This is a genomic window from Butyrivibrio sp. AE3006 (assembly GCF_000424165.1).
In the GTDB taxonomy this organism is placed as follows: Bacteria; Bacillota; Clostridia; order Lachnospirales; family Lachnospiraceae; genus Butyrivibrio.
On sequence record NZ_AUJJ01000013.1, the window covers coordinates 35,478 to 61,284 of the forward strand.

Annotated in this window: 20 protein-coding genes; 3 read left to right on the top strand and 17 right to left on the bottom strand. The window is 43.3% G+C overall.

The genetic code is table 11. The features are described 5' to 3' along the window. Positions 1–115: 115 nt before the first annotated feature. The 7 genes from G603_RS0108795 to G603_RS19780 form a co-directional block, all read right to left on the bottom strand. On the bottom strand, positions 116–1,618 hold the full coding sequence (locus tag G603_RS0108795) for a mannitol dehydrogenase family protein (RefSeq protein ID WP_026669994.1): 1,503 nt from the start codon (positions 1,616–1,618) through the stop codon (positions 116–118). A 2-nt stretch (positions 1,619–1,620) separates the two neighbouring features. Further along, positions 1,621–2,697, bottom strand: coding sequence for a mannonate dehydratase (gene uxuA / locus G603_RS0108800; protein ID WP_026669995.1), 1,077 nt, complete (start codon positions 2,695–2,697; stop codon positions 1,621–1,623). Between the two features lie 200 nt (positions 2,698–2,897). Continuing rightward, positions 2,898–3,722, bottom strand: a complete 825-nt coding sequence (locus G603_RS0108805) for a hypothetical protein (protein WP_026669996.1) — start codon at positions 3,720–3,722, stop codon at positions 2,898–2,900. Further along, positions 3,716–4,414 carry an ABC transporter ATP-binding protein gene (locus G603_RS0108810; RefSeq protein WP_026523980.1) on the bottom strand — a complete coding sequence of 233 codons (699 nt, stop codon included), beginning with the start codon at positions 4,412–4,414 and terminating at the stop codon, positions 3,716–3,718. Before G603_RS0108810 ends, G603_RS0108805 begins: the two co-directional genes overlap by 7 nt. 4 nt (positions 4,415–4,418) lie before the next feature. Beyond that, entirely contained in the window at positions 4,419–4,781 is a 363-nt protein-coding gene (locus G603_RS0108815; RefSeq protein ID WP_026523979.1) for a GntR family transcriptional regulator, read from the bottom strand. A 147-nt stretch (positions 4,782–4,928) separates the two neighbouring features. Next, a complete protein-coding gene (locus G603_RS0108820; protein ID WP_026523978.1) occupies positions 4,929–5,171 on the bottom strand; it encodes a hypothetical protein in 243 nt (80 codons plus the stop codon). Between the two features lie 25 nt (positions 5,172–5,196). Then, the gene (locus tag G603_RS19780; RefSeq protein ID WP_051207662.1) at positions 5,197–5,940 is read right to left on the bottom strand and encodes a DUF4886 domain-containing protein; all 744 of its coding nucleotides are present in this window, start codon (positions 5,938–5,940) and stop codon (positions 5,197–5,199) included. Between the two features lie 177 nt (positions 5,941–6,117). Between G603_RS19780 and G603_RS0108830 the strand changes: the two genes are divergently transcribed. After that, complete coding sequence (locus G603_RS0108830; protein WP_026669997.1) at positions 6,118–7,482, top strand: MATE family efflux transporter; 1,365 nt, start codon at positions 6,118–6,120, stop codon at positions 7,480–7,482. Between the two features lie 134 nt (positions 7,483–7,616). On the opposite strand, the gene G603_RS0108835 is transcribed toward G603_RS0108830, so the two are convergent. The 6 genes from G603_RS0108835 to G603_RS0108860 form a co-directional block, all read right to left on the bottom strand. Then, positions 7,617–8,627 carry an HD-GYP domain-containing protein gene (locus tag G603_RS0108835; RefSeq protein ID WP_026669998.1) on the bottom strand — a complete coding sequence of 337 codons (1,011 nt, stop codon included), beginning with the start codon at positions 8,625–8,627 and terminating at the stop codon, positions 7,617–7,619. 37 nt (positions 8,628–8,664) lie between these two features. Further along, entirely contained in the window at positions 8,665–9,435 is a 771-nt protein-coding gene (locus G603_RS0108840) for a response regulator (RefSeq protein WP_026669999.1), read from the bottom strand. Next, the gene (locus G603_RS19785; RefSeq protein ID WP_051207664.1) at positions 9,436–12,258 is read right to left on the bottom strand and encodes a response regulator; all 2,823 of its coding nucleotides are present in this window, start codon (positions 12,256–12,258) and stop codon (positions 9,436–9,438) included. Between the two features lie 88 nt (positions 12,259–12,346). Then, positions 12,347–13,633, bottom strand: a complete 1,287-nt coding sequence (locus G603_RS0108850; RefSeq protein WP_026670000.1) for an ABC transporter substrate-binding protein — start codon at positions 13,631–13,633, stop codon at positions 12,347–12,349. 204 nt (positions 13,634–13,837) lie between these two features. Next, on the bottom strand, positions 13,838–14,230 hold the full coding sequence (locus G603_RS0108855; protein WP_026670001.1) for a pyridoxamine 5'-phosphate oxidase family protein: 393 nt from the start codon (positions 14,228–14,230) through the stop codon (positions 13,838–13,840). 150 nt (positions 14,231–14,380) lie between these two features. After that, entirely contained in the window at positions 14,381–15,361 is a 981-nt protein-coding gene (locus tag G603_RS0108860) for a glycoside hydrolase family 43 protein (RefSeq protein ID WP_026670002.1), read from the bottom strand. A gap of 316 nt (positions 15,362–15,677) precedes the next feature. On the opposite strand from G603_RS0108860, the gene G603_RS0108865 reads away from it, so the two are divergent. Continuing rightward, complete coding sequence (locus tag G603_RS0108865) at positions 15,678–16,544, top strand: AraC family transcriptional regulator (protein ID WP_026670003.1); 867 nt, start codon at positions 15,678–15,680, stop codon at positions 16,542–16,544. A gap of 1 nt (position 16,545) precedes the next feature. Here the strand turns inward: G603_RS0108865 and G603_RS21480 are convergent, their stop codons facing one another. The 4 genes from G603_RS21480 to G603_RS0108885 all read right to left on the bottom strand — a co-directional run bounded on the left by G603_RS21480 (position 16,546) and on the right by G603_RS0108885 (position 24,487). Next, positions 16,546–18,375 (bottom strand): sensor domain-containing diguanylate cyclase, encoded by a 1,830-nt coding sequence (locus tag G603_RS21480; RefSeq protein WP_081669874.1) that lies wholly within the window; start codon positions 18,373–18,375, stop codon positions 16,546–16,548. A 193-nt stretch (positions 18,376–18,568) separates the two neighbouring features. Continuing rightward, entirely contained in the window at positions 18,569–19,993 is a 1,425-nt protein-coding gene (locus tag G603_RS21485) for a CapA family protein (protein WP_051207668.1), read from the bottom strand. Further along, positions 19,993–22,341: a DUF3160 domain-containing protein gene (locus G603_RS19800; RefSeq protein WP_051207670.1), complete on the bottom strand. Its 2,349-nt coding sequence runs from the start codon at positions 22,339–22,341 to the stop codon at positions 19,993–19,995. Before G603_RS19800 ends, G603_RS21485 begins: the two co-directional genes overlap by 1 nt. A 145-nt stretch (positions 22,342–22,486) precedes the next feature. Continuing rightward, positions 22,487–24,487, bottom strand: coding sequence for a right-handed parallel beta-helix repeat-containing protein (locus G603_RS0108885; protein WP_026670004.1), 2,001 nt, complete (start codon positions 24,485–24,487; stop codon positions 22,487–22,489). Between the two features lie 258 nt (positions 24,488–24,745). Between G603_RS0108885 and G603_RS0108890 the strand changes: the two genes are divergently transcribed. Beyond that, on the top strand, positions 24,746–25,795 hold the full coding sequence (locus G603_RS0108890; RefSeq protein WP_026670005.1) for a LacI family DNA-binding transcriptional regulator: 1,050 nt from the start codon (positions 24,746–24,748) through the stop codon (positions 25,793–25,795). The last annotated feature ends 12 nt before the right edge of the window (positions 25,796–25,807 follow it).

Below are 25,807 nucleotides of genomic sequence, written 5' to 3' on the forward strand. Positions count from 1 at the left end.
CCATCTTATACCCCGATAGCAAGGCACAAGAAAAGGCTGCCACACCAATCAATAAGCGCGGCAGCCCCTGCAATTGTTTAAGTCCCTTATCTCAGCGATATCCGCCAACCGGGGTTCAAACAATACTCTTAATTGTTTTTCTGATATTTCCTACACCCTGCATCTGCTTATAGAGCTCAAATGCTCTCTCAGCAAGGCCATCTTCGTACAGATTTACGCCAAATACATCTTCTCTCTTAAGTACTTCCTCGGGAGAAAGCGCCTTAAGCTCATCAAGAAGCGGATCAGGACTCTGCTCGAAGGCATTGCCTTCATCATCGATTCCCTCAAGATATCTGAGATAACCTGCTATAACCAGGGCAACCACCTTAAGGTCTGCTGTATTAAGGAAAGAATCCTTCCTGTAGGCCTTTATTGTCTCGCCAAAGCGGATAGGTAGCTTCTGTGAAGTGTCGCAGGCAATTCTCTGTGGTGTATCAGGCATGAAAGGATTGGGAAGTCTCTTTGTGAGGACTGCATCCAGGAATTCCTGAGGTGAAAGCACCTTAGGATCAACCACAACTTTCATTCCCTCGTCTTTTCCAAGGGTTGTAACCAGCTTCTTAAGGTCTGCGTCGTCCATTTCATCATGAATTGTCTTATAACCAAGCATGCAGCCGAAAATAGCAAGGGCTGTGTGAAGAGGATTAAGGCATGTGCAAACCTTCATTCTCTCAGTTTTATCAACAGTCTCTCTGTCTGTGAAAATAAATCCGCCCTTCTCATAAGCCGCTCTGCCGTTGGGGAATTTGTCCTCGATAACAAGGTACTCGGTCTCCTCAGCATTTACAAAAGGAGCAACGTAGGTGTGCTTGGAAGTAACGATGGGCTCTGCGTTTTCAAGGCCGTCAGCCTTAAGCATCTCCTTAACTGTATCATCCGGACGGGGTGTGATCTTGTCGATCATTGTAAGGGGAAATGCCACAAGAGAAGCATCCTGAAGATATGCGGAGAAATCAGCATCGCATTTTCCTGCAGCTGCCCACTCTCCTGCTATCTCAAGAACAGCCTCCTTAAGCTTATCGCCGTTGTGTGAGCAATTATCCATACTTACAACGGAAACAGGGAGCTTTCCTGCCTTGTATCTCTCAAGGAGAAGGCCTACAACCTTATCCATGTAAGCTCTTGTCTTATAGCCCTTCTCAGTGATGGTAAAGCTTACGATCTGAAGGGAAGGAGCTCTGAAAATCTCACGAAGTCGCTCGATTTCCTTCTCATTTTCCTCATCAAGGATGCAGGACTCTGCAATAGAACCGATTACCTTCTTCTCAACAGTTCCGTCTGCCTTAAGAGTAGCAAGAATGCTGAGATCATCAGAAGGTCTGTTGTATTTTTCAATGATCTCGTAGTCGTAGCCCTCAGCCACGATAAGTCCTGTGTCTATAACGCCTTCATCAAGAAGCTTTTCGCATACATTTGCCTGAAAAGCCCTAAAAATATTGCCGGCACCAAAGTGAATCCAGGTGGGATTTTTCCTGGTATTCTCTATCATTTTTTCTCTGTCATAGGAAGGGAGCTTGTAGCCCTTCTCTTCCCATGCTTTTTTATCTTTAATTCCTTCATTTGTGAGCTTTAACATCTTCAAACACCTCTCTCGTGACTTTTCTCGATTGCTTCCCAGAGACCGTTGATGTATGTAGCACCAAGCGCTCTGTCGTAGAGACCGTAGCCGGGCATTGCCTTTTCGCCCCAGATCATGCGGCCGTGGTCAGGTCTGATGGGGCCTGTAAAGCCGATATCGTAAAGAGCCTTAACAATCTCGTACATATCAAAGCTTCCATCTGATGAAAGATGAGCAGCTTCCTCGAAATCCGTAGGTGAGTTGAACTTAAGATTTCTTACATGTGCAAAATGAATGCGTCCCTTGAGGCTTCTGATCATGTCAGGAAGGTCATTCTCAAGGTTTGTGCCGTAGGAACCTGAGCAGAATGTAACGCCATTGTGCGGATTATCAACCATCTTCATCATGCGATGGATGTTTTCCTTGTTGATGATGATTCTGGGAAGTCCGAAAACGGGCCATGCGGGATCATCGGGATGAATAGCCATGTTGATGTCGTATTTATCGCAAACAGGCATGATTCTCTCAAGGAAATACTTAAGATTCTCGAAAAGATCCTCATCTGTAATATCCTTATATTCCTCGAAAAGCTCCTTAACGTGAGCAAGTCTGTCGGGCTCCCAGCCGGGCATGATGCTTCCGTTGGTATCTGATGAGATTGAGTTAAACATCTCCTCGGGAACCAGAGCATCTACAGCCTCCTGAGTGTATGCAAGAACTGTTGAACCATCTGCTCTTTTTCTTGCAAGCTCTGTTCTTGTCCAGTCAAATACAGGCATGAAATTGTAGCAAACCATGTGAATGTCTTCTTCACCAAGGTTCTTAAGTGTCTCGATGTAGTTATCAATAAGCTGGCCCCTTGAGGACTTGCCAAGCTTGATGTCCTCGTGAACATTAACGCTCTCGATACCTGCAACCTTAAGGCCTGCAGCCTCTACCTCGTCCTTCATGGCCTTAATGCGTTCTCTTGACCATACTTCACCGGGCTTAGTGTCATATAAAGTAGTGATAACGCCCTTAACGCCGGGAATCTGACGAATCTGCTCAAGAGTTACGGTATCGAACTCTTTTCCGTACCATCTAAGTGTCATTTCCATAAAAAAAGTACCTCCAACTTTGTATATCTGAAAATATCAAATCTCGTAGTGAGTTTGTCTTCTGCAAATATACTAAGTCTTTGGCACTTTTTTTCCAATTGAAAGGATTGTTATCAACCTTGCAAATCTTGTTATGTATGTAGTTTTATTCCTGTTCTCATGAAATCCGCATCAAGCGTGGATTTCGGGAATAAATGCAATTAGTCAAGATTCAGCTTTTTGTCGGTGATCCAGATGCTGGCAACGTACATTATCACAGATGCCACAACACTGATAAACAGGCTTACTATCGTAGTATGTGAGAAGTATTTACCGGGATCCGTAGCGCTGTCATATAACATACTGAAAGCTCCGGACATCATATTTACTGCGAATCCGAATATTCCCATTACGAAGCGTGTAGTGAAAAATGCGATAATGGAACCAAGAATCTTATGCTTCTGCCACAGCTGTCCAATGCTGATAGCAAAGAAGAATATCAACATGTTAAATACTATCGTCATCAGAACGTTGAAGAGATAGCGAAGTGTACCCCAGAAGCCTATAATTCCAAGCATTTCCATGAAACTGTACACGACCCCATCCAGGAACTCCTGAATATCAAATAGATCATGAATGCTGCCATACAAAAGGAAGCTTCCAACCAACAGGGAAATGCTTATGAAAAGGCTAAGGGCCATGATAAACTGCCAGATTATAGCTACCAGCATCTTGGCAGACAATATCTCAGTGGTAGTAGCCGGAAGGGTAAATGTCAGATAACCCTCTGCTGTGTAAAGGCTGCGATAATAGCGCACTACATTCAAAACTGTAGTAAGGACTGCCGCAGACACCAAAGCAAATACATATCCCGCAAGTCCAAGTGAAAGAAGAATTATCATGGTAGCCGGAAGATCGTCTATATTACCGGCAACCCCGAATCCCACGATGGCTGCAATAAAACCCACCACAATAGCGATGGCATCTATGGCTACAAAGTATTTCCAGGTAGCCTTAAATTCGTGTTTTATAAGTTTTCCTAACATCTGTATACCTCCCTAAACAATGCATCTACCGACTTACCTTCTCTGCTTCGGATCTCATCAACAGAAGCATGTAATGCGATCTGTCCATACTGCAGGAAAATAACATCATCAAGTATGCTCTCGACATCTGAAATAAGATGTGTGGAGATCAGAATCGTTGCGCTGGGATCATAGTTGGAAATAATAGTGTTCAGGATAAAATCTCTGGCTGCGGGATCTACACCTGCAATGGGCTCATCCAGCACATAGAGCTTAGCGCGGCGGCTCATTACCAGAATCAGCTGAACCTTCTCCTTATTACCCTTCGACAGTGTCTTCAACTTGGCGTCAGGATTTATCCTTAAAACATTCAGCATATTATATGCACGATTTATATCAAAATCTCTGTAAAAATCCACAAACAGCGCGAAAATGTCGCGAATTGTCATGTTGCCGTCAAGATAAGTCTGATCCGGCAGATATGATACTACGCTTTTGGTCTCTACGCCGATGTTGTGTCCATCTACCTGTACAAGTCCTGATGTGGGCTGTAAAAGTCCGCACAGTATCTTGATAAGTGTAGTCTTACCGCTTCCGTTAGGTCCAAGAAGTCCCACGATATGACCGCTTTCCAGCTCAAGATTTACATTGTACAGAGCAGTAATGGATTCATAGTTCTTGGTTAACCCCTTAATATCAACTAATTTGCTCATACTGTTACTCCTTCATGCTTTCTTTAACAAGTACCTGAATCTCATCGTTACTGAGTCCAAGTCTCTTCATGGTCTCCAGAAAAACTTCAATCTGCGCTGTTGCCAGCTGCTTTTTCAGTTCATCAATCATGCCTTTATCCTCCGTAATAAATCGACCACTGGTACGTTCTGAATGCATATATCCATCTCTCTCAAGTTCGCTGAGTGCCCTCTGCATCGTGTTGGGATTCACCGCCGCTTCTGCAGCAAGATCGCGAACACTGGGCAGTCTCTGCCCCGGCTGATAATAGCCTGAAACAATATCATATTGAAGATGCTCCACAATCTGTATAAAGATCGGGCGATCCGAGTCAAGATTCCATGGCATGGCATTTGCTCCTTTCATGTATTATTGTATTAGCTGTATAGTACAATAATACACTTCGCATTCATTGTCAACTGTTTTTCGTAAATTTTTTCACATGAAAGATTTCTGCCTAAAAAAATCGCGCACATAAAAAGCCCGGGAAGCCGCTTAATTGCAGCCTCCCGGGCGAAAATAAAATTTTATCGATACTACAACCTCCCTGATAAACGCTTCTCTCTCCGCGCTGTCAGCTATATCCTGAACACTGACCAGTTCAGGATACAGCTTTATGGTTTTATCAAAAAACGGACGTGTCTTATTCTCAGATTTTTCCTTGCTGCAATAATTACAGATAAATCCGGCATTTGTCTCAAAATCTATTATAGAAACCTTTAGCTCTGGTATATACATATTCAGCAACCCCGAAAGTAAGTGACTAGATTATCTCACCCTTCACAATAGCAAGGAGTCCCATATCCACTGCTTCGTCAGTATCGAAGCACTTCGGCACATAGGTGCAGTCGCTAACAGGTGCACCCAGAAGATTTTTCGCCCAGGTGCAAGCAAGAGCATATCTTCCATAGAGATAATGCATGTGGAAGCCGTCTCTGCAGATTGATTTTCCGCCCTTTGATACGTCAAACTCAGGATGTTTTCTGATATTCTGGATCACATCTCCGCAAGGAATCAGCTGAATGCCGTATTTATCAGCTATGGCATGATAATTGGCCCTGGAACGGTTGTACATTTCCTGCTGATCGCGGTTATATCTGATAAAGCAGCCATGATCACTGTCAATCTCGTATGCCCAGGTCTGCTGCATGCAGATTTTGGCGCCGGGAACTTCTTTTTTAATATAATCAAAAATAAGTCCTGCGAACGGCTCATAGGTATCAAGCCATCCGCTGTCATGGCTGGACTGCTGGGTTACAATGTAGTCCCAGGGCCTGCTGCGCAGGATTTCTGAAATGCTCACATATCTGTCAGTGCAGATCCCATTTTCCTGGTACTGATATGCCTTCTCATCCCTCTCGATGTTGCTCCAATGGCGCTCCAAGGAACATCCACCGATATAAAGATTCACCACATGTACTGAAAGCCCCATGTTTTCACAAATATCATGCAGGTATGCCGTGGCATCCCTTGAAAAACTGTTACCGATTGCCAAAATATTAGTCATATTTATATTCCCCATATCACTTTCTTAAAATAGTTTTTTGTTAGCATAATTGCCTGACGGCTTCGTGTCAACAAATATCCGCTATTTTCCGTAAAAAGATTGCACAAAATAGAAAAAAGTGATAGAAAGAAATACTGTGTCCCTAAATCGGACGCAGTTAAGGATGGTTAATTTTTCATGACTAAAGGTTCTATTACCAAGAATTTAATAATGTTCGCTGTTCCGCTGTTTCTCGGGCAGCTTCTTCAACAGTTATACAGTATTGTCGACTCCGTTGTTGTGGGAAATGTCCTGGGTAAGGAGGCTCTGGCAGCTGTCAGCACCACGGGAAGCCTTATCTTTTTAATGGTGGGCTTTATAAACGGCTTGTTCATGGGTAACAGCGTTATTATAGGCAAAAGTTACGGCGCTAAGGACTATAAAGAGGTTTCAAAAGCAACCCATACGGGAATTACATTTGCGATTCTCATGGGAATTGTGATGACTGTGTGGGGCTATTTCTTCACGCCTATCCTTCTTAGGTGGATGGGAACACCGTCCGATGTAATGGATAATTCTGTGTTGTACTTCAAAATATACTTCCTCGGAGGCCTTGGCAATATTCTGTATAGTGCCTGCTGCGGAGTATTTCAGGCCGTGGGAGATTCCAAAAGGCCTCTGTATTACCTTGTTGTCAGCACCGTAGTAAACACTATTCTTGATATTGCATTTGTTAAATACTTTGGCCTTGGAATCGCAGGTGCAGCGCTTGCCACCATAATCGCACAATTTGTCAGTGCCATTCTGGCCTTCGCCAAACTGCTTAAAGTCGACGGACCTCATAGAATTTTCCTAAGTAAGCTTAAGATGGATATGAATCTTCTGTGGAAAGAGCTGAAAATAGGAATTCCGACAGGAATACAGAATAGCGTAATCGCAATAGGAAATGTGGTTGTACAGTCAAATATCAACGCCTTCGGCTCAGCAGCTATGGCAGGCTGCGGCAGCTATTCCAAGCTTGAAGGCTTTGTCTTTTTGCCGATAACCTGCATCTGCATGGCTTTGACCACATTCGTCAGTCAGAATCTTGGCGCAGGTGAGATCAAAAGAGTCAGAAAAGGTTCAGTTATTGGCTGCGCTATCGGTGTTGGATGCGCAGAGCTTATAGGCGTGGCCATTTTTGCCTTCGCGCCGCTTTTCCTAAGGATCTTCTCAAGTGAGCCTGCCGTACTTGCAATCGGTACTACCCAGGCAAGAACAGAGAGTCTTTTCTTCTTCCTGTTGGCACTTAGCCATTGCCTCGCGGGAATATACAGGGGTGCCGGAAAAACCACAGTTCCTATGATTGTCATGCTGTCCAGCTGGTGTCTTCTCAGAATAACCTACATAACCATAATTGTCAGACTTATCCCGGTAGTTAACGTGATTTTCTGGGCTTATCCTCTGACCTGGTCTGTCAGCACAGTGATTTTCGTAATCTATTACTTCAAAGGAAAATGGATTAAAGCAGCAGATCAAAGAGTCGCTCGCGACTCTTTGCGCGCTGGTGCGCGCAAGCTTTAGCTTGCAAAATTCATCTGCGCACCAGTCGCATCCTTAGCGGAGCGCTTTTTATTCAATAGGAAATCCAAAGGAATTTCCTATTGAATAAAAAAGGCCCGGAAAATCCGGGCCTTTGAACTGCCATAATTTCTAATTCACTCATGCATTGTATATTCTGTATCCTCTGCGATCATATCAAGCATGATACGGGCAAATCTCTCATCGAACTGAGTTCCCATTCCATTTTTTATCTCACTTATCACGTGGTCCTGAGGAATTATGTTTCGATAGCTTCTGCGGCTGGTCATGGCATCATAAGCATCCGCAACGGCTATAATTCTTGCTTCTTCAGGTATATCCTCACCCTTTAAGCCGTCGGGGTAGCCTGTTCCGTCGTACCTCTCGTGATGCCACCTGGCGCCCTTTATGAGGTTAGGCATCTCGGCGATATTACTCAGTATCTTGGCACCCATAACAGGGTGATTTTTTACCTTATCAAACTCTTCATCGTTGAGCCTTCCGGGCTTATTTATCACAGAATCCGGCACTCCGATCTTACCTACATCATGGAGCAGGCCTATCATGTATATCTCTTCCTGACGATCCGATGAAAACCCGCATCTACTGGCGATTTCTTTGGAATATGCTGCAACCCTTCTTGAATGGCCGTTTGTGTAATTATCCTTGGCATCTATGGCATCCGCCAGAGTCTCAACGATATGAAGGGACATGCTCTCCAGCTGCCTTGTCTTAAGCACAACCTGACCGTGGAGATCCTTTTGGAAGGCTATAAGCTCTAATAGATGAGTAACACGAAGCCTTAGAACCTCAGCATGAAAAGGCTTCCTGATGTAATCCATCGCTCCAAGGGATAATCCCGTTGTCTCAGATACATCATCATCATTGGCTGTCATGAAAACCACAGGTATTTCCTCAGCTCCGGTCTTCTTTTCCCATTCTCTGAGGAGCTTCATGGTCTCATATCCATCCATCTCGGGCATACGGATATCCATCAAAATTATGTCCGCATCATTGGCTTCAAGATATCCAAGGAGAAGCTTTCCGCTCTTTAGACAGGTCACTCTGTACCCGCATTTGGATAAGATAGCATCTGAATTTTTTAAAATCACAGTGTCATCATCGACAACTACTACACGTTCGTTCATCCATGATCCTCCACCCTCAAATCAGTTTAGATCAGTATTACAGCTTGTTATTCCATTTTCTGTTCTCGAAAAAATCATCAATAGATGCGATTATGTCTTTTCTGGACATGGTCTTAAGAAGGTAGCCCTGGGGTTTTAACTTCATGACCTTCATTATGCTCTCCCTGTCGGATTTTCCCGTAAGGAATATTATCGGAATCTGTGCAGCACTGACTTCGCTACGTATCATCTCCATTACCTGGGGACCGGGAGTAATGGGCATATCATAATCAAGCAGTATCAGATCCGGCAAGTGATGTGCAATGTAAGTGATGGCCTGCATTCCTGATTTTACCGCGGTTACCCTGTATTTTTCAGAAAGCCACCCCTGAAACATTCTAAGAGATGTAGGATCGTCATCAACGAGAAGAATGTGCTTCCCAAGCTTTTTCTCCTCGGCAATTTGGGAAACATCCTTGAGCTCCTCCGAGACATTTTTGGCATCAAAGGGGCGGGTAAACTCCTTAATTATGAATTTTTCCGGAATGTAGCGCTTGACCTCTTCCACCTCAATTTCATAGCCTATAAGACAGACAGGAAGCTCCTTGTCCTCGCACAGATCCTTGAGATAAACAAGGGCATCCGCGGATTCATATATGTATTCATCCGCAAGTAATAAGACGATATCAACATCCTCTTTTACCATCTCTATACTCTTAACCAAAGGTTCTGCGTGGACGGTTTCGAAGCCACTTTCCATAAGATTGGATTCAAGTGCATAAATCATAAAACCTGCGCCACGGCTAATTATCATTATCCTGGTTGCCATTTACTGCTTCCCCCCATCTAGTATTCCCGGAATAAGATCATAATCATAGTTATCAACTGCTTTTACCAGCTCATCATATTTTGCAGCTTCACTTTCAGGCATTCTGTAGGTACCAAGCTTCTTCACCACCTGCGCCACAGAGTCAAAATCGTATGATGCGCAGAATTCTGAAAGTGTAGTATATGCTTCCTTTAGTGATTCATCAGTTATAATCGGCCTCGTATCCTCCTTGGAACTGTTCTCATTCTTGTCATTAAGGGTCTTAAGCGAAGATGTCAGCTTTCTGTATTCTTCCAAAAGAACCGGCAATTCCTTCTCCAGCTTCTCTGTATCCTTCGCATCTCCTGCTTTTTCCAGCGCTGCTGCATGATCTCCAAGAGAAAGTGCTCCGATCATTCGCGATGTACTCTTTAGCGAATGAACACGGATGGTCAGATTCTTCAGATCTCCATCATTCCATAATTTCTCAAGTTCCTCAGCATTCTTAGCCGCAGCATCATTATACAGCTTAAGGGTCGACATATATGAATGCTTGGATCCGCAATGGCTTATGCCGGAGTTGACATTCAGTTCCGGAATATTATAAATAAACTTCGGAATTACGGTTTTATCTTCGTCATTTCCTTCATCCGGAGCTTCAATCTTTTCTTTTGGAATGTACTCAAGTAACAGGTTTTCAAGACTCTCCGGATTGATGGGCTTAGTCATATAGTCATCAAAGCCAGCCTTTATGTACATCTCACGCATGCCCGAAATAGCATTTGCCGTAAGACAGATAATAGGCGTATCGGCATTTGGTGAATCAGCGATACCATGCATTTCTGCCAGGGTCTCGATACCGTCCTTTTTAGGCATCATGTGATCCAGGAAAATAACATCATAATGTCTTTCTTTGTACAGTGAAATGGCTTCATCTCCGCTCTCTGCAGTATCGATATGCATTTTTGTGCGGCTCAAAAGATTGGCAAATACCTTAAGGTTAACCAGTGTATCATCAACCACCAGAACTGCCGCATCAGGAGCCGTGAACTTCTGCTGATAGCCCCGTCTTTCATTGATGGAGCGCTTGAAGGCTTCCTCAAAATTACCGATGGGATCCCATTTAACTACCTTCTGTTCCAGATTAAAGGAAAAAACTGAGCCCTCGCCGTACTTACTTTCAACCTGAAGCTGACTTCCCATCATGGCAAGGAAGCTCTGTGCTATGGTCATGCCAAGACCTGTGCCTTCGATATTGCGGTTTCTTTTTTCCTCGATTCGCTCAAATGCCTTAAACAGGCGGTCCATATCCTCAGGTTTTATGCCAATTCCAGTATCGGCAACCTTTACCTTCAGGATGATAGAATCGTTCTTGTACAATGGCTTTTCATAGCCCACAGTAAGGGTTATGGAGCCTTCTTTTGTGTATTTAACCGCATTGGAAAGGACATTGGTAATGACCTGCTTAATCCTTATCTCATCGCCGTTAAGGATAGTGGGAATTTCTCTGTCAATATCAAGCTTAAAAGCAAGACCCTTGTCAGCTGCTTTCTTCTGAACCATGTTTACAAGGTCGTTCAAAAGGGATACAAAGCTGTAATCCACATTTATTATGTCCATTTTGCCGGCTTCTATCTTCGAGAAGTCCAAAATGTCGTTTATGATTCCCAAAAGAGTATTTCCTGCGGTCCTTATACTCTCAGAATAACTAATGATATTTTCATCCTTACTGTCCCTTAGCACCATTTCGTTGAGTCCCAGGATGGCGTTCATGGGAGTACGAATGTCATGTGACATGGTGGAAAGGAAGTATGACTTGGCAGCATTGGCCTGATTGGCCTGCTCCGCTGCTTCCGACAGCTTATGGTTATAATTCATTAGTATCAGGAAATTGTAGACCAGCAAAATAATTAGGGCTACAGAAACCGTACCAAGCAAAATCCAGTCAACTACGCGGCTTACCGCAAGGTCTTTTTTGGGAATGTATGCTAGCAGATACCACACCTTCAAAGCCTCCAGAGGGGTATGGGATATCATACAATCCTCGCCCTTTGAGTTTTTCATTGTTATTGAGCCGACCTCGCCGATTACCTCCTGTTTTATGCGCTGAAAATCCTCAATGGGCACGTTATTGTAGGACTTGAAATATTCAAAGAAATTGCTGTTTTTCAGGGATTTTCCATGGAAAATATAGTTACCGTCCTTATCAATAAGGCTTATCTCAACGCTATCATACTCTCCCTTCAAAAAAACCAGCTTCTGCTCAAGATGGCTTAAAGGGACCACCCTCATCAAAAGACCGGTCTTTAATTCCTCTGTGTCCGGATCCAGAACCTGCACATAATTCATGAAAGCAATGGACTGTATTCCGTTCTGAGGATTGGTATAAGACCTTGTGAGATTAACCACGCCATTGACGTTGCTCGCACTGTCGAGATTGTCGAATATAGATATATTCTTGTAAGAAACCGCATAATCACCGGACCCTGACGGATTTTCCGCAGTTGAAATACCGGACCGCTCCGGATCATCCATGAAAATCAGATGACCGGAAATCTCAGGAAATACCTTGGCCTTTCTGATAAAAGAAATTGCCTCCTCGGGAGTCATGGGAGTACCTGCCTCCGCTGACCGGTTGACATAATTTGACCAAATGTCGCACAGATGCTGCTCATCTTCAAGATAGTTCGTGATGATCAGATTAACTGTGACAGTCATCTTCTCATATTCATCTATGACGTTTTGATTGCTCTCTTCTACTCTGGTATTCGCATATAGAACGATGAAAATAAGTACGAATCCTATTATGAGAAGATTGGGAATAATGACCAGCGCTTTCTTCACGCGACATCCTCCAAGGCATCCCAATTGTCAAATTCTTGCCAGACAATTATATCATAACAGTAGGTTCTTCCTTGCATTTGCGCTATTTTCACTCAAAGGTTCCATACATGGAAACAGCATCATCAATGGTGATCTCGCCTTTTCCAACCTGATAAGCCGCACCTTTAATCTGTACTGTGAGGGGATCTGTGATACCGATTACCTCAGGGGAAATTGTGCGATCCGCAGGTACCTGTCCAAAAGGCGCATAAACAGCATCAAAAGATAGATCCGATGTGGGAGTTACAAGACGCTTCACAGAAGCCATCTGATCCAGCTCCTTATTTGTTATAAGGAAACGCATAAACTCATTGGTCATGTCCAGATTTTCGCATTCCTTGTTTACGGAAAACTCCACGGAAGGACTGTCAATAAAGTATCCGCCCTTATCAGTCAAAGGTATCGGTGAAAATGTGTAACTAAAGGGATTCTGGGAAAAGGCTTCAGACTGGGTCTCACGTTTCCTGGTTCCGGATACAGTATCTCCGCTACAGATCATCATAGGTACATCGCCTTCAAAAAAGCGCAGAATCACCTCAGTGTAGTTGTCCTCGATCTTATCGCATTCAGCAATATCAATGCATCCGCTTTGAACCAGATTCTCAACAGCTTCCAAGGCAGGGCGCATGTATTCTCCTGCCGCAGGATCGAGTTTATTGGCAAGATCAAGGGCTTCCTGCTTTTCTGCAAGGCTGGCTATAAACATGGGATAAGCAACTGTGTACATGAAACAGCTGGATGACCCTGCACTGTAACCCATCATAGGATTTGCATAGCCCTTACTTTTAAATTTTTCACACACATCTAAAAGCTCATTCCATGTGGTGGGAACTTTTAATCCTTCTTTTTCAAAAAGATCGTTGTTCACCAGCATGCCATAGCTTCTTGAAAAAACCGGCACCATCATTACATGGTTTTCATCATCATGGTAAATAAGGCCTTCGCGAATGCAGCCAAGATTAAGGCCAAGAGCGGAGTCCGACAAATCCTCAGTATGAGTAAAAATGTGACTGTATTTTTCGTCGTCCACCATCGAGGCAAAGGTAAAGAAAATATTGGGCTTGTCATCGCCTTCCAGCGCTGTGTTCAATACATTGTTATAGTCATCAAGCTTCACATAGTTAAGCTGAACATTTGGATATATCTCGTTGAATCTGTCAAATTCGGCCTCTAAGGCCTCGAAATTATCGTAGCTTCCGGCCACAGTAAGACTGCACTCAGTGTTTGTATCAAGCGACGGGCTGAACTCTCCCTTTGCTTCTTCCGGTGCTTTACTGCCACAAGCCGTCAGCGACAAAACGCTTAAAACTAAAATGCTGCAGATAATCTTTCTCATGCTTTATAGCCCCCTCAATTCTGCAAATCTCTTTTATGTCTCAACGTAGTAATTCACTGATATTATTTTTTCATTAATTATATGAAAATAACGCTTTTTCATCAACAAGTGCACTTTTACGCAAAATGGGGGTGTAAAGGCAGTAAATACCTAAAAAAACGGCGCAGGTTTACGTAAACCTGCGTCGATTGTTTAGAAACTTTATTAAAATTTAACTACTTTGGGCTCTCCGCCAAATGATGCGAAGGTTGCAACAGCATTCTTGAAATACAGAACCTCTGTATTGTCATCCTCTGCTGAATACATGCCCTGAAGTGACGGATAAGCGTCAAGCATGTGCTTTTTAGCTTCTACTCTGTCATCGCGAACAAGCTCGCCTGCAACTCTTACCCACTGTCCCTCTGCGAATCCGCAGATCTCAACCTTGGGATTCTTCTGAATCTGCTTGGAAACATCCTTAACCTTACCGGTCTGGATATAAAGCTTATCCTCGAAAATATCAACGGTTCCGAAAGGACGAACCCTGGGCTGATCCCCATCAACCGTTGCCAAATAGTAAGTTCCGCACTTTTTTAAGAATTCATATACTTCCTGCATCCCCAATACCTCCTCTTTTGCATGAATTAAATTGTGCATAACGTAATTATACGCTTCGAAGAAGTTATTAACAAGGAAGTATCTTATAGGTTTTACCTAAATAGGTGTGCTATGACCACAAATTGAAGTGACTATCTCTCCCTAAGTTCTTCAATTCTTGTGGTCATAGGGATGGATTGTCAAAATAGTGCCATCCTCATTGTAGTGAAGCTCAGTATATTTCACGCATCTTCTGTGGTTGATACCGCCTGACAGCTCGCAGTCATGGTAGAAGAGGTACCATTTTCCCTCAACCTCAACTACTGAGTGATGAGTTGTCCAACCGATAACAGGCTCCATTATGCGTCCCTTATAGGTAAAAGGACCATAGGGCTTATCGCCGACTGCATAGCAGATATAATGGGTTGTTCCTGTAGAATATGAGAAATAATACTTGCCGTTATACTTGTGCATCCAGGGGCCCTCAAAATATCTACGATCCTCATCTCCTGCAAGAAGCGGATTGCCGTCCTCGTCAAGGATCTGGATATCTACGGGCTTTTCTGCAAATGACTTAAGATCATCGCTCATAAGTGCGCATTTAGGGCACACAGCGGGTTCATTTTTCTCAGGCTCTGTTCCCTCAGGATTGAACTTGCCTGTTCTGTACTTCTCAAGCTGTCCTCCCCAAAGTCCGCCAAAATATACATAAACCTTGCCATCATCATCCATAAATGAGCAGGGATCGATACTAAAGCTTCCCTCGATGCATTTCTCCTCAGGTGTGAAGGGGCCTTCCGGCTTGTCGCTTACAGCAACGCCCAGTCTGAAGTTGCCTTCCTTATCTCTTGCAGGGAAAAACAGATAGTATTTTCCATCCTTGCAAACTGCATCAGGAGCCCACATCTGGTCTCTGACCCAGGGCACATCATGCATGCTGAGGGCTACGCCGTGATCTGTAACCTCTCCTCCAATCTCATCCATGGAGAGAATGTGATAATCCTCCATCTGATATTCATCACCGTTGTCATTATCCTCGCCGTTATGCGGAACGTCATGTGAAGGATACACATAGATCTTGCCATTAAAATAATGAGCTGAAGGGTCAGCTGTGAAAATATGTGTAACTAAGGGCTCTCTTTCTTTGCTCATATTTGTCTCCTTAAAATGAATCAATTCTTTGGTAATAACAAAATAACACAGCTTAAAATCTTAATCTTTTCAATGCTTGTTAATTAGCTACTAATTATTGCTCGGATTTTTGGGCAAAACATAGAAAAACATGGGATAAACAGCAACTTTTAAGCAATAAATAGCAATTTTTAATTGTTATTAGAGCATCTTTTTGTAATAAAATAGTACATATCAATTAATAATTCTTGCGCTTTTTAGAGGGGGAATCCGCAGGGAGTTTTAAGAGTTATTGCGCCATAAACATGGATAAACAGGCGCATAAGAGGTATTAAATATGATCGAAACATTAAATGGACTGGTTGAAACCGTCAATTATAAGCAGAGCACATCTCTTAAGCTCTATGACAATGATGAGTATGAGGATTATCCCCCACACTGGCACGCTGCAATCGAGATTATTATGCCCATTCGCAGCTGCTATGACTTAAACTGCGCAGGGGAGAGCGTAAGCCTTCGCGAGGGTGATATCATCATAATCTGCCCAGGCTGTATTCACTCTATTAAGGCACCGGAGGAAGGTCAGCGTATTATTTTCCAGCCCGATACCACTGAGCTGAGATTTATGCACGAGGTGGAGACACTTATCAGCATCATGTCTCCCTACATCGTTGTTACACCTGAGGATTATCCCCAGATCTATACCAAAGTTCGCTCTATTTTGTTGGAGATTGCTGAGATTTACAAAGAAAATGCCTCTTTTTCAGAGGTGGACATATATTGTAAGCTTCTTGAATTCCTCTCCTGCATCGGCAAGAATTTCGTAAAGAGAAGCGTTGAAGATGACCCTGTGGAGCATGTCCGCAGAGACGAGTATTTCGAGAGATTTATTGAAATCTGTGATTATATTCAGGAGCACTGCTCCGAAGATTTAAGCCTTGATGAGATTGCCGGAAAAAGCGGATTCAGTAAGTTTTATTTCTCCCGCAGATTTAAGCAGTTTACCAACGTTTCTTTCTACAAATATGTCAATCAGAAACGTATAGCCAAGGCAGAAACATACCTGATAGATCCCAGGAACTCCATAACAGACGTAGCCCTTAACTGCGGCTTCCCGTCTCTGTCCTCATTTATCAGAATGTTTAAGATCATCAAAAACTGCACACCTACCGAGTTCAGAAACATGTACTGGACTTCAAGATAGGCTATTTAAAGGTTATGAAGTTTCCTTCATATCTCTTGCTTTCGTATGCGCCTTCATCTGCGCGCATATATAACAGGTCAAATGTATCCACGTTGGACGAAGGATAGAAAGCGGCACCGACACTGATGCTGACTTTTCTATCCCCAAGTTCCGGGATACTCATATTGTTAATAGCTTCAAAGAAACGTCCTATTACCAGACGTCCTACGCTCTCATTTTCTACGCCATCTGCAAAGGCAGCAAATTCATCGCCTCCAAGTCTGAATACCACATCAGAATCTCTGAAGGCAGACTGCATGCATTTTGCCATCTCAATGATCACCTTATCTCCAACCTTGTGACCATAATTATCATTTATAGATTTAAAATTGTCCGCATCCATTACGCAGAACATGCCGCTTCTTCCTTCTGCAAGCCTGCTCTTTATCATGGATTCTCCGCTTCCGCGGTTTCTTATTCCTGTCATTCTGTCTGTTTCAGACAGCTTTTTGAAGGCTTCCTGCCTCTTTTTGTCCTCATCAATGGACTCAAAGGCCAGAATGACCTGTTGCAGTGATCCCTTTTCGTCTCTGTCTACAACAATAAATCTGATGCGCATCCATCTGTTGTTATAATCTATAAATTCCTGGGAGATTGAATTAATTCCCTCCAGACGTTTTTCCAGCGTATTGGGGTCCATAAACCGTTCCAAAAGCGCCTTAAACTGACCTGATGCTATCTGATCAGCCATTTTAAGCGCACTATGCCTGTAGTTCTTGAAACTGCTCTGAAAACTTCTGGCATCGCCTTTATTAAAACGCAGAGTCTTTACCGTATCCCGCACCAGATCGATCTTTAGGACGATCATATAAATATCAGCTATAGCCTCAACTTCCCTGCTAAGCTCCACATTTTCCCTGTGCTTCTCATTCAGATACATAAACAAAAGGATCAGCGTCATGGCAATGGCAAAAAGGACTGCTCCCGACATAACATAGATGGATTTAAGAGATGAAAACGTATCTCTTTTATCCAAAACCACCACGGTTTTCCATACACCGTTCACATCCTCGATGAAAACGATGTTACTTCCGTCGGAAGACGAAAACTCAACATAATTGCGATCCTCTTTTTTAAGAATCTCATAGAGCTCTCTATCCGTTTCATTGCCGTCATAACTGAGGTGAACCGCTATCTTATTACTATCTGTATGGGCCACAATAAATCCGTTTTTGTCGATAACAAAGGCTTCCTGTATATGCTTGTCTTCAGAGATATCCTCTATCATTTTCTGGACGCCATCTATGAAAATATCCATAGAGACCACGCTCTCGCCATCATCAAGAAGCTGTGAAACAGACATCATCATAGTAAATGTCTGCAAATTCTTATATGGTTTAACCGTGACAATTTCACCATCGCCCTTGACCGCATCAATGTACCAGGGCCTGCTGGTTGGTTCATAATCCTCCGGCGGTGTCCATCCGCTTCCATCGAGATAGGTTCCTCTGTAATATCCGTAAATACCGGTGGTATTATCGCTGATTATGGTTGAATAAACCTGGGTTTCGTCTATCAGATAGCGCCCAACTTCATTTTCCGGAACATTGTCCTTAAGCATCTCATTGACCTTGATGGCTGAAAATGAAACAGCATCCATGGGCATTTTTATGTAATAACTGAATTCCTGCGCGATTTCTTTTGTTTTATTGCGCCATGAACCAATGATGCTCTGCTTAGATGCATCATATAGTTTATAGAATATGCCAATCATGACCCCCGCTGTGATTGTCATTATCAGTAAAAAGATACCAATCCTGCGAAGATATAACTTTTGCTTGGATCTATGCATAGGCGTTACCTGCGCTGTATGACTACAAAAAGACTCTCATTGCACAGCTACATAAAATAATTTTAAACAGCAAAAAGCTCAAATTCCATTAACAACCTATAAATTTAAAATTAATAAAATAGTGCGCCTGGAGGTAATTGGTTTCTCCCAGCGCACATCATGTTGCTTTGTTGTATTGATGTCATGACATCAACTATTTGTAAAAAGTATTTATCTCCTTCATTTCATAGTCTTTAAGGCCTACACCGTCGAATGTGTGCCACACAGTAAAGACCGCTTCTCCGCCGATATCCGCATTTCTGTCCTTCATTTTAGCCGACCTGAAATTCCCCAGCGAATAATACACAAGCATTTGTCCGCCGTCAGGTCTATCCATCATCTTCATCTCCTGAACCACATGAGGATGAGCACCGATTACCACATCAGCCCCGGCCTCAGCCAGAAGCTCTGTCACATACTTTTGGTCTTCTGTGACTTCTGTATTGTATTCCTCTCCAAAATGCACGAAAACAACTGTAAAATCCGTATCTTCCCGGGCCTTTCTTATCTCTTCCACAAACCGGGTCTCTTCTTCGGTAGTTTTTGGGAGGTAATGTACCGCCGCCGGATATTTTGCCGGAGCTTCGTTGCCGTTTGTTCCGTATGTATAGGCGAAAAGAGCAAATTTTATGCCATTTTTACTGATGATTTCATAAGGTCTGTACTCAGTATCAGATGTTCCCTGGATCCCCACACAGGTTATGCCGTTTTCCCTGTAAAAATCTGTGCTTACATCTATACCATACATTCCTTTGTCCAGACAGTGGTTATTGGCACAGGCAGCTACGTCAAAACCCGCGTTTTTTATGGCTTCTCCCACTGCTATGGGGGATCCGAAGGCAGGATAGCCGCTTACAGCCTGATCCTTATCTACAAGAACTGTTTCCGCCTGAATCGCAGCTATGTCAGCGCCTTGAATCTCGCCTATAAAGGGCTCGTAAAGGAAGTCAAAATTCCCCTTCTGCCGCTGATAAGCATATTCATAGACATCCTTATGAATTAAATTATCCCCAAAAGCTACGAACTTAACCCCGTTATCAAAGTTCTTTAACCCAAATGAACTCCACCTCCACAGGGTATTGTCACCGCTCTCATCCTCCACCAGGAAAAAGGCATTTTCTTCGCTTACCACCTTCATCCTTGTGACTATGCGGCCTATGTCTGAGGCAAACCACTTCTGTTTTACGCCCTCTTCCGCAATGTCATAGATAAAAATATGCTGAGACAACCATATCTCGTCGCTTTTTACCCAGAATGGTCTGTGTTTGCCGTACTTTCCTCTTTTCCAGACAAGCAAAACCAGCTCTTCATCACCGTTTCTATCCACATCCTCGATAAAAGCATCCTGAACCCGGAGCTTTTTCTCACTGTGCCAAATCGGGCTGCCATCAGAAGCTTTTAAAGTGACTCTTTTCGCTTTAAGCTCAAGAAATAAGCCCTGTTTTGATGTAAAGGACTTATCCTGCCACTTAACCCTGAAATATGGGCTTTTAGAGGCGTATATGCAGCAAATGGCTGCCACTAATAAAAGCAGCAGCCATACTGATTTTTTAATTATTCCGGCTCTTTTTTTCATCATCAGTCAATTCGGTAACTCTGAGTCCATGCGGGCTGTTCCGGCTTATTCTCATCCGGGATCCAGTTCCAGTCTTCGTCATAATGTCCGCCTCTGAGTATGTCTCTCCACTCAGAATCAGTCATTCGGTTATCCATACCTGTTGTGAACTGATAGAAGCTGTACACACTTCCTCTTCCTACATGAAGCTTGCCATCAATAGGGAAAACAACATAAACGAGGTCTACCTGACCGCTTCCAACTTCAAGTACTTCTCCGTTTGGATCTGTGGCAATATCTGCAATAACAGGACAGGGTGCCTGATATGGATAGCAAAGATCATCTACGTCGTTCTTATTTGCTTCATACCAGAAATGCTCGATATCTCCGCCGTAGCATCTGATGAGCTCATACTCTTCATCTGTAAGTGTCTCGTTTTGGAGCTCCTTTTCAGATATTTTTAGGAGATTCATTGCAATCTCAGTGAGTTTATCAAGTTCCTCTTTGTCACTTTCGCTGATCATTCCCAGCTCATCCAAACCATCCTTGGTCTTCTTAGAAAGAAAAGCAAATCTGCTGTATATCTCAGGCTCAGGATCTACGTAACCTCTGTCGTCGATTATCTCTTCATCTTCGCCGCCGCCCATTTCTGCCATAATCTGTTTAGCGTAGAGGATTGTGTCATGCTTAAGCTCCGCATAGGAGCCTGCGAAGGTTTCCAGATCCTTTTTCTGCCATTCCTCACTTTGCATGTATGAGGGATAGCCCTTGCCCTTTTCTTTGAATAACGGCCGTAATGTATTGAGCCATCCGGAGTACAAACTAGCATTCCAAAGGGCTGGATCGGAATTATTAAAATATCCGTTAAGAAATGTCATATTGTCGGTATAATTCTTGTAGTCGGTGTCACCCTGCTCCTCAAGTATGGAATAAGCCTCCTTTGAGCCAAGGGTTGCAGCCACATCAAGAGTGTCGGGAAGCATACGCCGATTGCCCTTGGAATCCTCCTCAACAGCCCTGTAAACCAGCTGCTGCATAATCGCTGCGTCAATTGTAAATCTCTGTCCCATGAATCTGAAGGATGGTATCACATTCTCCTCATCTTCTCCTACGGGGACTGAGTTGATCTTTGGCGGTTCCACTGTTTTAGAAGCTTCTACAAGCTTACTGAAGGCATCGCTGTTTGAGGCGATTTCTGCAGTTTCAGGTATTTTTCCATAAGAATCCTTTACCATTGTCTCGAATTCCGGGTATCCCACATCATCAGAGGCTCCTGCAAAGAAACTGGTTATAGTGTAAATGCTATCCCAATCTGAAAGATCCTGCTCTATGGCACTGGTCATAAGCAGCGCACTTCCAACACTCTCTTCACTGCCAAGGATGAATGGAATGCGTCCATACCACATCATGCATCTGAAGTACTTCTCAAGTGTGGCGTCACCTTCGTAATAACCCCTTGGTTTATACTGGGTATAATCCTCCATAACTCCGGTAATACTGCAAAGATCGGCGGATTTTGCAGCCTTAATCTTCTGATATTCATCGTCTGATGTACTGATCACTGTAGAATCGCTTACCTTGTCTGCCCCCGGCAGTTCAAGGAGCTTTGCACCTACATTAAAGAAAACCAGATTATTGAACGCAGCCGCCTCAAAATCTGTACCCTTAAGCTCATCATACTGCGCTGATGTCAGATCAAGCATTGTGGTCGTAAGGATCTCAAGCCTCTCTGACAGATAGGATTTCTCCGTGGTTTTCATCAGATGCGCAAAATACAGATGATAGGTATGCATCAGTGAATCAACCGTTATAAAGTTCGGAAACATCATATAGCGATTGGATTCGTAGATATCAAAGAACTCGTCTCCGCCATCACGCCTCACAGCAAAGGAATTCTTTATAAGAGCTTCACGCAATTCATTCACATGGTTATAGCTTGTATCCTCAGCCGGATCAAAGAAATACGAGAATTTATCGGCGTACTCAACATTGGAGAAGTCCTCCGCAACCTTATATGCAGGTACGGAAGGAACAATGTTTTCATCGTAATATTTCTCTTCTGTATCACCAAGCAAAGATACTTTAGTCGCCTTAAAGCCGCTGTCAGCCTGGCTCGAAGCCTCCTTGGTACTATCCTGGTCAACCTCGACATTATCGGTATTTTCAGTTTTATTCTCCGGTATTTCGTCAGTTACTTCAGGAGTCGTCTCACCGGAAGCTGATTCCTCCGCAGAATTTGCCTGATTGACTTTTTCGGTCGCTTTTTTGATAAGATTGCCTGAAGAGCTAGAATCGTTGCCATTACCACCTAATGCGCAACCAGATATGGTCATAGAAATGACGAGAATCAACGACAGAACCTTTCGTTTCATCTTAAGTCCCCCTCTCTTTTATCCACAAAAAGAAATTTGCCCAATAAACATTATACAATAAATAAAGAGGTTTCGCATAGATATCGAAACCTCTTTATTAATGTTATTTTGTATTTTTTATTACGCTACTTCATATACAAAAATCTTATGCCATTTTCCAAACAAGCAGCTCTTTTCCCTTAAATTCAGCAAAAGGTCCGGGAATCGGTGCATTACTTCTGTGTCCGCCAAAGTAGTCCTTATCAAAGGTAATTGGCGTTCCATCCGTATTCTCGAATCTCTGCTCAGGCTCAAAGGCTGTTCCCAGGGTATCCGTTGTAATGATTCCATCTGTGAAATCACCGAGCTTTCCAAAGAGGTCACTCTGGATGTACCAGCTTCCATCCTTTTCTTTAACCTTCACTGAGACCTTGGATTTCTTGTCTACGAGCTTTTCTTTTTCATGCTTGCAAACCGTAGCTCCACCAAAATATGCATTTCCAGATACCCATACAGGAAGGTGTCCAAAGTGTGCAGTTGCAAGTGCTCCCATATCGGGATCCTTATCTGACTCGAACTGAGCACTCCACTCCTCATAAGTCGGGAAAATATCAAAGGGAGCGGTACCTACAACCATGTAATCAGCATCTGCTGCGGTCTTCTTTTTATCATTGATCTTGTGCTGCTGCAGGAAAATGTTGTTGTAAATCCTGTCATCACCGTGAAGGATGGTCATAAAGCCTGCAACCTCTGTGCGGTGACGAATATGGTAAGGTGTGTATCTGGGCTCTCTTTGTCCGTTTATAATGCTGTCTACACCTGAATTGATAAGGCTGAAGCCACCAAGAATCAGGTTGTGGATAACAGCTATGCCCTCACTGGGAATTGTGATAGCCACAGGTGAAAGCAGGATATTGTTGTCAATAAGTGTGGGGCCGTGACCTACCTCTATAAACACGTCGGTATTGAACATTGCGCCTCTAGCCTGTTCAACGCCTTCAGGCCTTGTATTGTCATGCATGAAGTTCTGGGTAACTCTTGCTCCCTGAGCCTGCCAGTCAAGCCATACACCCATGATGCTGTGATGGATATGGTTTCTTCTGATAGTTACATCAATTGCTGCATGAAGCTTGATTCCTGCTGTCTCAGCGCCGCCAAGCTGCTGAGATGTACATACATCATGAATCTCGCAGTCCTCAATTGTTGAGAAAACACCGCCCATTCTGCCTACGATACCGGTCTGCTCACAGTGATGCACATGGCAGCGACGGATCAAATGATGACCTACCTTTTCTTTGAGCCATCCGTGGTACTGACCGCGGCATACGGCATCTCTTTCCATCTGTGTAGGGCTCTTTACCTTTTTAACTGTGAAATACATATCATTCTCAGGGTCACAGTATTTTCCAAGAGAAATACCGCAGCACTTGCTGCCCCAGATCTCACAATCCTCTATGATCCAGCCCTTACTCCAGTGGGGGCCGATCATTCCGTCCTGATAAGCTGCCGGAGGCGCCCAGGTTGTAGCAGCCTTGTTGATATTAAAGCCGCTTACAGTAATATAATCTCTGTAATTTTCGTCAGGCATGAAGCAGTTTCTTCTTACTGTAATCTCAACCTTTTCCTTATTAGGATCAAGCTTCTGGAAATTTCCATAAATAACAGTTGTTTCTCCATCCTGCTCGGTGTACCAAAGGTACATAGCATCATCCTTGTTCCAAGCTAAAGGATCAGCTTTTCCCTTCTGACATTCAACCAGGGATGTGGTCTCATACATCATATGGTCATTGAGGAATACCGCACCTGTATGTCTAATCTCGGGAGAGAAATACCAGTCACCGTAAACTCTTGTGGTGTAAGGGTTATAATCGCCAAACATACTGTTCTTAACAGTAACCTTCCATACATTGCCCTTAACCTTAGTCCAACCGGTTACAAGCTCTGCACCTGTAATAACTGCTCCAAGGGGCTCTTCTGAGCGATATACAATCCTCTTATCTGCGGTACCCGCATTCTTAGGAACAACTCGCTCCCTGTATATACCGGGCTTAACGATTACCTCGTCCCCGGCTACTGCCACTCTGGCAGCGTCATTTATATATCTGAAGGGTCTGTTTTCACTTCCGTCACCATCACGGAAAGCATTGGCATCAACGTAATAAATCATGACAATTCCTCTCTTTCTTAGGTTTAAACAAAGTTAGCTGTGAATCGTTTTACTAATCTATTTCATGTTACGATTGGTCAACCTCAATGTCAATGCCATTTGCACAATAAAATAAAGTATATAGCAATATTTTTATACAAATTGTCAATAATTGTTGTTGACACGTAAACCTCTCGGTTATAAAATTCAACATATAGTTTATCGATTTACTTAATACATTGGCAAGTTTGACGTATAGTCCATAAATTAGGAGCTAAAATGGTTACTCTTAAAGAAATCGCAGAAATATGCAATGTTTCAGCGACTACAGTGTCAAATGTTATAAATGGAAAGGCGAAAACAAGCGAAGAAACCAAAAATCGAATTCTCACGGTTATCAAGGAAACCGGTTATAAACCAAACTACATGGCACAAGGTCTTCGTGCAAAACGTACAAAAGTTATCTCAATCGTAGCAGAAGACATAGCACAATTTACATGTCCCGCTATTATCGAAAGCATAATGGCCCAATGTGAAAAGCGTGACTACCATGTTTTTGTACATAACCTTCGTCTCTATGACAGATGGTCGGATACCTGGTACAACCAGGATGAAGCCTATCACTCAGTACTGGATCCGGTTCTTCAGGATGTTTTATCAGCCCGTGTCGATGGCGTAATATATCTCGCAGGACACACAAGGATCATCAATTGCTTCAACGATGATTTTGCTATGCCGGCAGTCATGTGCTATGCATTTTCCAATTCTCCATCAATACCATCTGTTGTGATTGAGGATGAAAAGAGCGCATGTGAAGTAGTTACCCATCTGATTAAGAATGGACACAAGCGGATCGGTTTTGTGGGTGGACGTTCAGAGAACATCCATACAGGTCAAAGACTTCTGGGGTATCAGAGAGCACTGTTCGAGAATGGTCTTTTGTTTGATCCGAACCTTGTATACTACGGAGACTGGAGTCGTGAATCCGGTTATGAAGGTGCAAAAGCCCTTTTACCTCAGGGCGTAACCGCATTTTTCGGAATTTCAGATAAGATGTCCGGTGGCATCTATGATTATCTGATGGAATGCGGGCTTAAGATTGGTGAAGATATCGCAGTTGCAGGTTTTGATAATGAGAGCATCTCGGAATATTTCTATCCGCCCCTCACAACAACCGCTTTGCCGCTTACAGAAATAGGGCGAATATCCGCTGATCTTCTCATTGATATGCTTGAGCAGGAAGATCCAACTGAAAATATACCTGATGAACCTCAGGTAATAAGCGTTCCCTGTTCAATGGTTTTCAGGAAATCTGTATCTAAACGATGAAATTTGGAGGTG